Source organism: Pseudomonas sp. MWU13-2100 (genome assembly GCF_023242365.1).
GTDB lineage: Bacteria > Pseudomonadota > Gammaproteobacteria > Pseudomonadales > Pseudomonadaceae > Aquipseudomonas.
Genome location: NZ_JALLIX010000011.1, coordinates 16,155 through 28,812, shown reverse-complemented (window position 1 = coordinate 28,812; position 12,658 = coordinate 16,155). Strand labels below are relative to the sequence as shown.

The following is a 12,658-nucleotide window of genomic DNA, read 5'->3' as shown; positions in this document are numbered from 1 at the left end:
AGCCTAATGGGTTGGTCAGCATTTGTCAGTGTGTGAGCGTCGGATGATACGGTTTTGCTGCCTGTGGGTTATCGGCTGTTTGTGTTTTCCCTTGATTGCCTGGGCGGCGCCTGCTCCCCATGGGCAGGGCATTGCCTGGTCCGGCGAGCAGCGCGAGTGGCTCGACCAGCACCGCGAGCTGCGGGTCGGCCTGGTCCTGCAGGCACCGTATGCGCAATATGACCGTCGGCTGCAGCGCTTGTCCGGGGCCAATGTGGAGCTTATGGCCTGGATCGCCAAGAACCTCGATATCGAGCTGACCTGGCGTAACTTTCCCGATCAGGTACAACTGGAAAAAGCCTTGCGCGAGGGCGAGATCGACCTCGCGCCGGGGCTGACCCAGACCCCGGCGGGGCTGCGCCTATGGTTGTTCTCCGATCCTTACATGCGTGTACCGCAACTGGTGGTGGGCGAACGCAACGGCGCCGGCGCGGTGGAGCTGGAAAAACTCGACAGCCAGACCCGCGTGGCCGTGCGCATGCCCAGTACGGTCGCCGATTACCTGCGCAACACCTACCCCAACCTCAATCTGCAGGGTGTGCCGCTGGAGCGCCAGGCCCTGCAATTGTTGACGAGCCAGCAGGCGCGCTACGCGGTGATCGATGAGGCGCAGCTCAGCCGCCTGTCCAATGAGGAGGAGTTCGCCGGGCTGGCAGTGGTCGGTGATATCGGCTTGCCGCAGCTGCTGCGAGTGGCGACACGGCGCGACTGGCCGGAACTGGCCGGTGTCGTGGAGACGGCTCTGCATACGATCCCGGCGCGGGATCTGGAGCAGCTGCACGCCCGCTGGTTGCAACCGAAGTATCCGCGCCTGACCGAGTCGCCGGGCTTCTGGCAAAACCTCTGCCTGCTGCTGGCGGTGCTGCTGCTGGCTGGCCTGGCCATCGTCTTCTGGCTGCGTCGTCAACAGCACGGCCTGGAGCATGAACTGCTCGCGGCCCGGGAAGCCCTGGCCCGGCGTGAGGCGAGCGAAGAGGCCCTGCGCCTGACCCAGTTCTCCATTGACCAGAGCACGGTGGGGATTCTCTGGGTCAACTGGGACAGCCACGTCCGTTATGCCAACCGGGCGGCGGAAGAGATGCTCGGTTATCCGCCGGGCGGGGTGTTCGACCGCCCCTTGATCGACTTCGATCCGAACCTGCACATGGACCGCTGGCTGAACCTGTGGAAGCGTGCCCGGGCCAGCGAGGAAAGCCCGCAAAGCCTGGAAACCCAATGCGTTCGCGCCGATGGCAGCATCCTGCCGGCCGATGTGTCGTTGAGCTTCCTGCGCTTTCGCGGGGGGGAATACCTGGTGGTCTACCTCAATGACGTCACCGAGCGTCGCCGTGCACTGGCGGCGGCGCAGGAAAGCGAGGCGCGGTTGAAGGCGATAGCGGCCAATGTGCCGGGCCTGGTGTTTCGTCTGGAGCGGGTACCGCTGACCGGCGAACTGCATTTTCCCTATATCAGCGAAGGCAGTGAGAGCCTGGTCGGTTATGCCCCGGCGACTCTGCGCCGGCAGGAGATCGGCTTGCGCAGCCTGGTGCATCCGGACGACAAGGCCGGTTACCACCAGACCCAGGATCGGGCGCTGGATGCGGACAGCGACTGGTCCTGGCAAGGTCGGATCATGACCCGCGAAGGCCGGCAGCGCTGGGCTGAGATCAAGGCCATCAGTCGTCGGCTCGAGGATGGCACCGTGGTCTGGGACGGCATCGTCTGGGATATCAGTGAAAGCAAGCGCATCGAACTGGAACTGGCGGCGTCCCGCGAACAGTTGCGCGAGCTGTCGGCTCACCTGGAAAGCGTCCGTGAAGAGGAAAAGGCCCGCATCGCCCGGGAAGTTCATGACGAGCTGGGGCAGATGTTGACGGTGCTCAAGCTGGAAACGTCCATGTGCGAGTTGGCCTATGCCCAGCTCGATCCCGGCTTGAATGACCGGCTCAACAGCATGAAGAAGCTGATTGCCCAGTTGTTCCAACTGGTCCGGGATGTAGCGACGGCCTTGCGCCCACCGATTCTCGACGCCGGGATTGCCTCGGCCATCGAGTGGCAGGCCCGGCGGTTCGAGGCGCGGACGCAGATTCCCTGCCTGGTGCAAGTGCCGGAGCATCTGCCGGCCCTCAGCGATGCGAAAGCCATTGGCCTGTTCCGTATCCTCCAGGAAGCACTGACCAATGTCATGCGCCATGCCCAGGCGCATACTGTTGAATTGACACTGGCCATTGAGGGCGGCGATTTATGCCTGACCGTCAGTGATGATGGCGTAGGATTCGTCTCCGCCAGTGGCAGGCCGACCTCCTTTGGGGTGGTGGGTATGCGTGAGCGGGTGTTGATGCTCGGCGGCACGCTGCGCCTGGAAAGCGTGGTGGGTGAGGGGACGACCCTCTGCGCCCGAGTGCCGTTGGATGTGTAGGCCTTGATGGCCCTATCGCCGGCAAGCCGGCTCCCACAGTGTCTGTGCCGAAGGGTGCTGCTGCATACACCTGATACTGTGGGCAGCGGCTTGCCGGCGATAGCGGTCCGACTGACTCAACCTGGAGATAAACGTGATCCGCGTATTGGTAGCCGAAGACCATACCATTGTCCGCGAGGGCATCAAGCAGTTGATCGGCCTGGCCAAGGACCTGTCCGTGGTGGGGGAGGCCAGCAATGGCGAACAACTGCTCGAAGTCCTGCGCCAGACGCCCTGCGAAGTGGTCCTGCTGGACATTTCCATGCCCGGCGTGAATGGTCTGGAGGCGATCCCGCGGATTCGTGCGTTGAACAATCCGCCGGCGATCCTGGTGCTGTCCATGCACGACGAGGCGCAGATGGCGGCGCGTGCGCTCAAGATCGGTGCCGCCGGCTACGCCACCAAGGACAGCGACCCGGCGCTGTTGCTGACGGCGATCCGCAAGGTCGCGGCCGGGGGGCGCTACATTGATCCGGACCTGGCCGACCGCATGGTCTTCGAAGTCGGCCTGACCGATTCGCGGCCACTGCACGCCTTGCTCTCGGAGCGTGAGTTCTCGGTCTTCGAACGCCTGGCCCAGGGCGCCAACGTCAACGACATCGCCCAGCAATTGGCCTTGAGCAGCAAGACCATCAGCACCCACAAGGCGCGCTTGATGCAGAAACTCAACATCACCTCCCTGGCCGAACTGGTGAAATACGCGATGGAGCACAAGCTGCTCTGAACAGGCGCCCCCTCTGTAAACAACACGGTCTCTGTAGGCGCCGGCTTGCCGGCGATGGCGGCCGAAAGAGCGATGCAGGATTCACGGGCCTCATCGCCCGCAAGCCGGCTCCTACAAAAGAAAACCCGCGCACATATCCATTTGCGACAGGTTCGGGTTGTCTTTTGACGCTGTTCCGGGCCTCGCCGTCGAGAACGGCTTGCGGGCTTATCCAAACCCGCCATCTTTGTAGGGCGATCCCTACCCCAATTCTTCCAGACGGCTGAGGCCAATCTCTCCGGCCCCCCGATTTGCGCTGCCGCGAGCCTTCACTAGGCTTAGCTCCACGGCAGTCCAAAACAAAAAGGTGAGGGTATGAGCGAGGTCGATTCAAGCGCTGGGGCGAACGATGTACTGGTCAGCTTTCGTGGCGTACAAAAAAGCTACGACGGTGAGAACCTGATCGTCAAAGACCTCAACCTGGACATTCGCAAGGGCGAATTCCTTACCCTGCTCGGGCCTTCCGGCTCCGGCAAGACCACCAGCCTGATGATGCTGGCCGGGTTCGAAACCCCGACCGCCGGCGAGATCCTGTTGGCCGGTCGCTCCATCAACAATGTCCCGCCGCACAAACGCGACATCGGCATGGTGTTCCAGAACTACGCGCTGTTTCCGCACATGACCGTCGCCGAGAACCTGGCGTTTCCGTTGACCGTCCGTGGCTTGAGCAAGACCGACGTCAGCGAGCGGGTCAAGCGGGTGCTGGGCATGGTCCAACTCGACAAGTTCGCCCAGCGCTACCCGGCGCAGTTGTCCGGCGGCCAGCAACAGCGGGTAGCCTTGGCCCGGGCCCTGGTGTTCGAACCCCAGTTGGTACTGATGGACGAGCCCCTCGGTGCGCTGGACAAACAGTTGCGCGAACACATGCAGATGGAAATCAAGCATCTGCACCAACGCCTCGGCGTGACTGTGGTCTACGTGACCCACGACCAGGGCGAAGCCCTGACCATGTCCGACCGCGTGGCGGTGTTCCACCAGGGCGAGATCCAGCAGATCGCACCGCCGCGGACCCTCTACGAAGAACCGAAGAACACCTTTGTCGCCAACTTCATCGGTGAGAACAACCGCCTCAACGGCCGCCTGCACAGCCACACCGGTGATCGCTGCGTGGTCGAGCTCGGCCGTGGCGAGAAGGTCGAGGCGCTGGCGGTGAACGTCGGCAAGACCGGCGAGCCGGTGACCCTGTCGATCCGCCCGGAACGTATCAGCCTCAACGGCTCCAGCGAGTCCTGCGTGAACCGCTTCTCGGGCCGCGTGGCCGAGTTCATCTACCTGGGCGACCACGTGCGCGTGCGCCTGGAAGTCTGCGGCAAGACCGATTTTTTCGTGAAACAGCCCATTGCCGAGCTGGACCCAGCCCTGGCGGTCGGCGACGTAGTACCTCTCGGCTGGCAGGTGGAGCACGTTCGCGCGCTCGATCCATTACTGGACGCCAGCTGAGCGCGGTAACCCAAGAGGCGAATCCATCGCCCCGTGCTTCACCAACCTGCACTGTGGAGAGAAGAATAAATGCTTAAATCCCTGAAATTCAGCGCCCTGACCCTTGGGCTGATGTGCGCGGCAAATGCCATGGCGGCGACTGACCTGACCGTGGTGTCCTTTGGTGGCGCGAACAAGGCCGCACAGGTCAAGGCGTTCTATGCGCCGTGGGAGGCGGCGGGCAAGGGCAAGATCGTGGCCGGCGAGTACAACGGTGAGATGGCCAAGGTCAAGGCCATGGTCGATACCAAGAGCGTGTCCTGGGACCTGGTGGAGGTCGAGTCGCCCGAGCTGTCCCGCGGTTGCGACGAAGACATGTTCGAGCCGCTCGACCCGGCGCTGTTCGGCAAGGGCGCAGACTACGTCAAGGGTGCGATCCAGCCTTGTGGTGTTGGCTTCTTCGTCTGGTCGACGGTCCTGGCCTACAACGCCGACAAAGTGAAAACCGCACCGACCAGTTGGGCCGATTTCTGGGACACCAAGAAATTCCCGGGCAAGCGTGGCCTGCGCAAGGGCGCCAAGTACACCTTGGAATTCGCCTTGATGGCTGATGGCGTGGCGCCGAAAGACGTTTACAAGGTACTGGCGGGCAAGGATGGCCAGGACCGTGCGTTCAAGAAGCTCGATGAACTGAAGCCGAATATCCAGTGGTGGGAAGCCGGTGCACAGCCACCGCAGTATCTCGCCTCTGGCGACGTGGTGATGAGTTCGGCCTACAACGGGCGGATTGCCGCGGTACAGAAGGAAAGCAACCTGAAGGTCGTCTGGAACGGCGGCGTCTATGACTTCGACTCCTGGGCGATTCCAAAAGGCTTGAAAGGCGAGCGTCTCGAAGCCGCGAAGAAATTCATCGCGTTCTCGGTGGCACCGCCGCAGCAGAAGATCTACTCGGAAAACATCGCCTACGGTCCGGCCAACACCCAGGCGGTACCGTTGCTTGATAAGGCGATCTTGAAAGATATGCCGACCACCCCGGAAAACATCGCCAACCAAGTGCAGATCGATGTGGGCTTCTGGGCGGACAACGGTGAGCAGCTGGAGCAGCGCTTCAACGCCTGGGCGGCCAAGTAACAGAACACGGTCCGACAGACGCTGCATAACCCTGTAGGAGCCAGCTTGCTGGCGATGGCGTTCAAAAAACGACGCAAGGCTCCAGGGCCTCATCGCCGGCAAGCCGGCTCCCACAAGGGCTTGCGTTCAGCCCGTTGGGTTTGTGTGTTTCAGAAGAACAACAGGCGGTGTCTCGAAACGGGACGCCACCCGCTGTAACAATAAAAGAATTCCGGAGTTCGCCATGGCCCTCACCGTTCCTCTGAACGAGGTCACCAGTCCCACCTTGAAGCAGCGCCTGGCGCATGCCGAGCGGGTCAACCGCTGGAAGTCCCAGGCCTTGATTGCACCGCTGGTGCTGTTTCTGTTGCTGGTGTTCCTGGTGCCCATCGTGGCGCTGCTCTACAAAAGTGTCGGTAACCCGGAAGTGGTCGGCGCCATGCCGCGCACAGTGGCCGCCGTCGCCGCCTGGGACGGCAAGAGTTTGCCCGGCGAGCCGGTTTACAAGGCCTTGAGCGAGGATCTCGGCGAGGCCCACAAGAATCAGACCCTGGGCGATCTGTCCAAGCGCCTGAACATGGAACTGGCCGGCTATCGCAGCCTGTTGACCAAGACCGCGCGAGCCTTGCCGTTCAAGACCGAACCGGCCTCCTATAAAGAAGCACTGGAAGCCCTCGACGAGCGCTGGGGCGATCCGGCGTACTGGCAGGTGATCCGGCGCAATACCAGCAGCATCACGCCGTACTACCTGCTGGCAGCCGTCGACCATCGGATCGACGACCTCGGCGAATTGGCCCCGGCCACCCCGGATCAGGCGATCTACCTCGACATCTTTGCCCGCACCTTCTGGATGGGCCTGGTGATCACCGCCATTTGTCTGGTGCTGGCCTACCCGCTGGCCTACCTGCTGGCGAATCTGCCGTCACGGCAAAGCAACCTGTTGATGATCCTCGTCCTGCTGCCGTTCTGGACCTCGATCCTGGTGCGGGTCGCGGCCTGGATCGTGCTGCTGCAGTCCGGCGGTCTGATCAACAGCGCGTTGATGGCCATGGGGGTGATCGACAAACCCCTCGAGCTGGTGTTCAACCGCACGGGGGTCTACATCTCGATGGTGCACATCCTGCTGCCGTTCATGATCCTGCCGATCTACAGCGTGATGAAAGGCATCTCGCCAACCTACATGCGCGCGGCGATTTCCCTGGGTTGTCATCCGTTCGCCAGCTTCTGGCGGGTGTACTTCCCACAGACCTATGCCGGCGTAGGCGCGGGTTGCCTGCTGGTGTTCATCCTGGCGATTGGTTACTACATCACCCCGGCATTGCTCGGTAGCCCGAACGACCAAATGGTCAGCTACTTCGTGGCGTTCTACACCAACACCAGCATCAACTGGGGCATGGCGACCGCCCTGGGTGGCTTGCTGCTGTTGGCGACCGTGATCCTGTACCTGATTTACAGCCGGTTGGTCGGCGCCAGCCGCCTGCGCCTGAGCTAAGGAGAATAAGAAATGCTGAGTCCCTACATGTCGCCCGTCGAGCGGGTCTGGTTCTACGGTTCGCGCATTCTGTGCGGCTTGATCCTGCTGTTTCTGATCCTGCCGGTGCTGGTGATCATCCCGCTTTCGTTCAACTCGGGCAGTTTCCTGGTCTACCCGCTGCAAGGCTTCTCGCTGCACTGGTACCAGGACTTCTTCGCCTCGGCGGAATGGATGCGGGCCTTGCGCAACAGCATCATTGTCGCCCCGGCGGCCACGGCGCTGGCGATGGTCTTCGGGACCCTGGCGGCGATCGGCCTGACCCGTGGCGACTTCCCGGGCAAGCCGCTGGTGATGGCCCTGGTGATCTCGCCCATGGTGGTGCCGGTGGTGATCATCGGCGTGGCCAGCTACCTGTTCTTCGCCCCGCTGGGGCTGGGCAACAGTTTCTTCTCGTTGATCGTGGTGCATGCGGTGTTGGGTGTGCCCTTTGTGATCATCACCGTGTCGGCGACCTTGCAAGGCTTCAATCACAACCTGGTGCGCGCTGCTGCCAGCCTGGGGGCCTCGCCCCTGACGGCGTTCCGCCGGGTGACCTTGCCGCTGATCGCGCCGGGGGTGATTTCCGGGGCGCTGTTTGCCTTTGCGACCTCGTTCGACGAAGTGGTGGTGACCCTGTTCCTCGCCGGCCCGGAACAGGCAACCTTGCCCCGGCAGATGTTCAGTGGCATTCGCGAGAACCTCAGCCCGACCATCGCCGCGGCGGCGACCCTGCTGATTGCCTTCTCGGTGATCCTGCTGCTGACCCTGGAGTGGCTGCGCGGACGCAGCGAAAAATTGCGCACCACCCAGGTATGAGAAGGGCGCCTGGAGGGCGCCGCGAAAAACTGTAGGAGCCGGCTTGCCGGCGATGAGGCTCTTGAGTCTGTATCGTTCTTGCGGCCGTGATCGCCGGCAAGCCGGCTCCCACAGGTTTGCTGGCGCTCATGAGACACGCTTCCCATTCACACTCCGAATGCAACTTCTGTATGACAGCGCAAAGCCATTCCCGGTTATGCTTGCCCGTGCCCTGATCATCACGACAAGAAGGCTGCGAGCATGAGCATTTCCTCATTCAAGATCGCCCATAAACTGATCACCGGCCGTGGCGCCATCGAGCAATTGGCCGATGAGCTGACCCGGCTGAATGTCGACCATCCGTTGATCGTGACCGATGCGGCACTGGTCAAGTCAGGGACTGTCGAGCTGGCACTGGCTCACCTCGGTGGGCGCACCTATGCAATCTTCGATCGCGTGCTGCCCGACCCGGAAATCGCCATTGTCGAGGACTGCATGCGCGCCTATCGCGAAGGTGGGCACGACGGCCTGATCGGCCTGGGTGGCGGCAGCGCCATCGACATCGCCAAAAGCGTCGGTGCTTACGCCGGTTACCACGGGGTCCTGGAGGATCTGTTCGGCATCGACCAGGTGCCGCGCAAGGGACCACCGCTGATTGCCATCCCCACCACTGCCGGCACCGGCTCCGAGGTGACCAATGTTGCCATTCTCTCCGACAAGCAGGCCCAGCTGAAAAAGGGCATCGTCAGCGATTACCTGCTCCCGGACGTGGCGCTGGTCAGCCCGCAGATGACCCTGACCTGCCCGCGCAGCGTCACCGCCGCCAGTGGCGTGGATGCCATGGTCCACGCGATTGAAGCCTATCTGTCACTCAATGCCTCGCCGATTACCGACGCCCTGGCCATTGGCGCGATCAAGCTGATCGCCACGGCGCTGCCCAAAGCCTATGCCAACCCGTCCAACCTCCAGGCCCGTGAAGAAATGGCGACTGCCAGCCTGATGGCGGGCATGGCTTTCGGCAATGCCGGCGTTGGTGCCGTCCATGCCTTGGCCTATCCGTTGGGTGGACGCTTCAATATCGCCCACGGCGTCAGTAATGCCCTGCTGCTGCCCTATGTCATGAGCTGGAACAAGATCGCCTGTGTCGAGCGCATGCAGGACATTGCCATCGCCATGGGCGTCAATGTGGCCGGCTTGAGCTTGATCGAGGCGGCCGACAAGGCCGTCGCCGCCATGACCGCTCTATGCGCCGCAGTGGAAATTCCCGCCGGCCTCGCAAGCTTCGGCGTACCCCTGGACGCGATCCCGGCCATGGCCGAGGAGGCCGCCGCAACCGAGCGGTTGATGCGCAACAACCCGCGGCGGCTGAGCGCGGCGGATATCGAAAAGATCTACCGCGCCGCTTACTGAGGGCTTTGGCTCAAGCATTGCGGGCTTGCATGGCCAATCATCGCGGTCACGGTGGGCGGGGCAAAGCGGGCGGTATACAATGCCCGCCATCGTGATTCTGCTCAAAAAAGGTGCGTCATGCAGCCCTTCGTCATTGCTCCGTCGATTCTCTCCGCCGATTTCGCCCGCCTGGGCCAGGAAGTGGACAACGTGCTCGCCGCCGGTGCCGACTTCGTGCACTTCGATGTCATGGACAACCACTATGTGCCGAACCTGACCATCGGCCCGATGGTCTGTGCGGCGCTGCGCAAGTACGGCATCACCGCGCCCATCGACGCGCACCTGATGGTCAGTCCGGTGGACCGCATCATCGGCGACTTCATCGAAGCCGGTGCGACCTATATCACCTTCCACCCGGAAGCCACGCTGCACGTCGATCGTTCCCTGCAAATGATCCGCGAAGGCGGTTGCAAGGCCGGCCTGGTGTTCAACCCGGCCACGCCCCTGGACGTGCTCAAGTACGTGATGGACAAGGTCGACATGGTCCTGCTGATGAGTGTCAACCCGGGTTTTGGCGGGCAGAAGTTCATTCCCGGCACCCTCGACAAACTGCGTGAAGCACGGGCCCTGATCGACGCCTCGGGCCGCGATATCCGTCTGGAAATCGATGGTGGTGTGAACGTCAACAACATCCGCGAAATCGCCGCGGCGGGGGCTGACACCTTTGTCGCCGGCTCCGCGATCTTCAATGCCCCGGACTACCGAGAAGTCATCGAGAAAATGCGCGCCGAACTGGCGCTGGCTCGATCATGACTGTGTTCGAGCAGCTTTTTCCGGGCCGTTTGCCCAGGCTGGTGATGTTCGATCTGGATGGGACGCTGGTGGATTCGGTGCCCGATCTGGCCTTGGCCGTGGATAAAATGCTGCTCGCCCTCGGGCGTCCGGTGGCCGGACTGCACGCCGTGCGCGAGTGGGTCGGCAATGGTGTACCGGTCCTGGTGCGTCGAGCGCTGGCCGGTGATCTTGATCATTCAGGCGTCGATGACGGCGAAGCCGAGCAGGCGCTGGCGATCTTCATGGAGGCCTATAGCGGTGGTCATGAACTGACCCAGGTCTATCCCGGTGTGCAGGAAACCCTGAGCTGGATGCACAAGCAGGGCATGGAAATGGCCCTGATCACCAACAAGCCGGAACAGTTCGTCGCGCCTTTGCTGGATGAAATGAAACTGGGACGGTTTTTCCGCTTGATCATCGGCGGTGATACCTTGCCGCAGCGCAAGCCTGACCCGGCGGCGCTGTTCCACGTGATGAAAATGACCGGTATCCCGGCCTCGCAATGCCTGTTCATCGGTGACTCGCGCAGTGATGTGCAGGCCGCCAAGGCCGCCGGTGTCACCTGCGTGGCCCTCAGCTATGGCTACAACCATGGCCGGCCGATCGCCGAAGAACAGCCGGCCCTGGTCATCGACGATCTGCGCGCGCTGATTCCCGGTTGCCTGGAAGCTGGCGCTGAGCTAATGTCGGCGGACTCTGTTCAATTCCCTCCTGGAAACGCCATTGTGGTGGTCACTCGCAAACTCTGGATGAAAGTCATCAAGGCCCTGGCCCGCTGGCGTTGGCGCGCCTGACTTGATCCTGGCCGGTTATCCGGCGCGTTTGCATACCTGACTGTTCGACCCTCAAGCCACGAGGCATATCATGACCCGCGAAGAATTCCTGTGTTTGGCCGCTGCCGGCTACAACCGCATCCCGCTTGCCTGCGAAACCCTGGCCGACTTCGATACCCCGCTGTCGATCTACCTGAAACTGGCCGACCAGCCCAACTCCTACCTGCTGGAGTCGGTGCAGGGCGGCGAGAAATGGGGCCGTTATTCGATCATCGGCCTGCCGTGCCGCACCGTGCTGCGGGTGCATGACCATCAGGTCAGCGTGACCCATGACGGCGTCGAGATCGAGCGCTGCGAAGCCGAGGATCCGCTGGATTTCGTCGAGACCTTCAAGGCGCGTTACAACGTGCCGACCATCGCCGGGCTGCCGCGTTTCAATGGCGGCCTGGTGGGCTACTTCGGTTATGACTGCGTGCGCTATGTGGAGAAGCGTCTGGGCAAATGCCCGAACCCCGATCCCCTGGGCGTGCCGGATATCCTGTTGATGGTCTCCGACGCCGTGGTGGTCTTCGACAACCTGGCGGGCAAGATGCACGCCATCGTCCTCGCCGATCCGTCCCAGGACAATGCCTACGAACAAGGCCAGGCGCGTCTGCAGGAACTGCTTGAGCAACTGCGCCAGCCGATCACTCCGCGCCGCGGCCTGGAACTCGACCGGCCACCGGCCGCCGACCCGCTGTTCCGTTCGAGTTTCACCCAGGGTGACTATGAGCGGGCGGTCGATACCATCAAGGAATACATCCTTGCCGGTGACTGCATGCAGGTGGTGCCGTCGCAGCGCATGTCCATCGATTTCAAGGCCGCGCCGATCGACCTGTATCGGGCGCTGCGCTGCTTCAACCCGACGCCCTACATGTACTTCTTCAACTTCGGCGACTTCCATGTAGTCGGCAGTTCGCCGGAAGTGCTGGTACGGGTCGAAGATAACCTGATCACCGTCCGTCCCATCGCCGGTACTCGCCCGCGTGGCGCAACCGAGGAAGCCGACCGGGCACTGGAAGCCGACCTGCTGTCCGACGCCAAGGAAATCGCCGAGCATCTGATGCTTATCGACCTGGGCCGCAACGACACTGGGCGGGTGTCGGAGATCGGTTCGGTGAAACTGACCGAGAAGATGGTGATCGAGCGTTACTCCAATGTGATGCACATCGTGTCCAACGTCACCGGGCAACTGAAGAGCGGCCTGACCTCCATGGATGCGTTGCGCGCGATCCTGCCGGCGGGCACCTTGTCCGGTGCGCCAAAGATCCGCGCCATGGAAATCATCGACGAACTGGAGCCGGTCAAGCGCGGCGTGTATGGCGGCGCGGTCGGCTATTACGCCTGGAACGGCAACATGGACACCGCGATCGCCATTCGCACCGCGGTGATCAAGGACGGCGAGTTGCATGTGCAGGCCGGTGGCGGCATCGTCGCCGACTCGGTGCCGGCGCTGGAGTGGGAAGAAACGCTGAACAAGCGTCGCGCGATGTTCCGTGCTGTCGCCCTCGCTGAACAAACCCCCGCGTCCGACGCCTGAGGAGCTT

The 12,658-nt window shown here is 62.5% G+C and carries 10 protein-coding genes; all 10 read left to right on the top strand.

The features are described 5' to 3' along the window. Positions 1 to 43 precede the first annotated feature (43 nt). The 10 genes from M5B99_RS10010 (at position 44) to trpE (ending at position 12,651) form a co-directional block, all read left to right on the top strand. On the top strand, positions 44 to 2,437 hold the full coding sequence (locus M5B99_RS10010) for a PAS domain S-box protein (RefSeq protein WP_248803882.1): 2,394 nt from the start codon (positions 44 to 46) through the stop codon (positions 2,435 to 2,437). A 133-nt stretch (positions 2,438 to 2,570) separates the two neighbouring features. After that, on the top strand, positions 2,571 to 3,200 hold the full coding sequence (locus tag M5B99_RS10005) for a response regulator (RefSeq protein ID WP_248803881.1): 630 nt from the start codon (positions 2,571 to 2,573) through the stop codon (positions 3,198 to 3,200). 354 nt (positions 3,201 to 3,554) lie between these two features. Further along, a complete protein-coding gene (locus M5B99_RS10000; RefSeq protein ID WP_100940517.1) occupies positions 3,555 to 4,679 on the top strand; it encodes an ABC transporter ATP-binding protein in 1,125 nt (374 codons plus the stop codon). A gap of 69 nt (positions 4,680 to 4,748) precedes the next feature. Continuing rightward, the gene (locus M5B99_RS09995) at positions 4,749 to 5,789 is read left to right on the top strand and encodes an ABC transporter substrate-binding protein (protein ID WP_248803880.1); all 1,041 of its coding nucleotides are present in this window, start codon (positions 4,749 to 4,751) and stop codon (positions 5,787 to 5,789) included. 223 nt (positions 5,790 to 6,012) lie between these two features. After that, entirely contained in the window at positions 6,013 to 7,260 is a 1,248-nt protein-coding gene (locus tag M5B99_RS09990) for an ABC transporter permease (protein ID WP_248803879.1), read from the top strand. Positions 7,261 to 7,272: 12 nt separating this feature from the next. Then, a complete protein-coding gene (locus M5B99_RS09985) occupies positions 7,273 to 8,097 on the top strand; it encodes an ABC transporter permease (RefSeq protein WP_248803878.1) in 825 nt (274 codons plus the stop codon). A 240-nt stretch (positions 8,098 to 8,337) separates the two neighbouring features. Then, the gene (locus tag M5B99_RS09980; protein WP_248803877.1) at positions 8,338 to 9,486 is read left to right on the top strand and encodes an iron-containing alcohol dehydrogenase; all 1,149 of its coding nucleotides are present in this window, start codon (positions 8,338 to 8,340) and stop codon (positions 9,484 to 9,486) included. Positions 9,487 to 9,603: 117 nt separating this feature from the next. Further along, positions 9,604 to 10,278: a ribulose-phosphate 3-epimerase gene (gene rpe / locus M5B99_RS09975; RefSeq protein WP_248803876.1), complete on the top strand. Its 675-nt coding sequence runs from the start codon at positions 9,604 to 9,606 to the stop codon at positions 10,276 to 10,278. Continuing rightward, complete coding sequence (locus M5B99_RS09970) at positions 10,275 to 11,093, top strand: phosphoglycolate phosphatase (RefSeq protein ID WP_248803875.1); 819 nt, start codon at positions 10,275 to 10,277, stop codon at positions 11,091 to 11,093. The genes rpe and M5B99_RS09970 overlap by 4 nt, the downstream gene beginning before the upstream one ends. Positions 11,094 to 11,163: 70 nt before the next feature. After that, on the top strand, positions 11,164 to 12,651 hold the full coding sequence (gene trpE / locus M5B99_RS09965; RefSeq protein ID WP_248803874.1) for an anthranilate synthase component I: 1,488 nt from the start codon (positions 11,164 to 11,166) through the stop codon (positions 12,649 to 12,651). Positions 12,652 to 12,658: the final 7 nt, after the last annotated feature.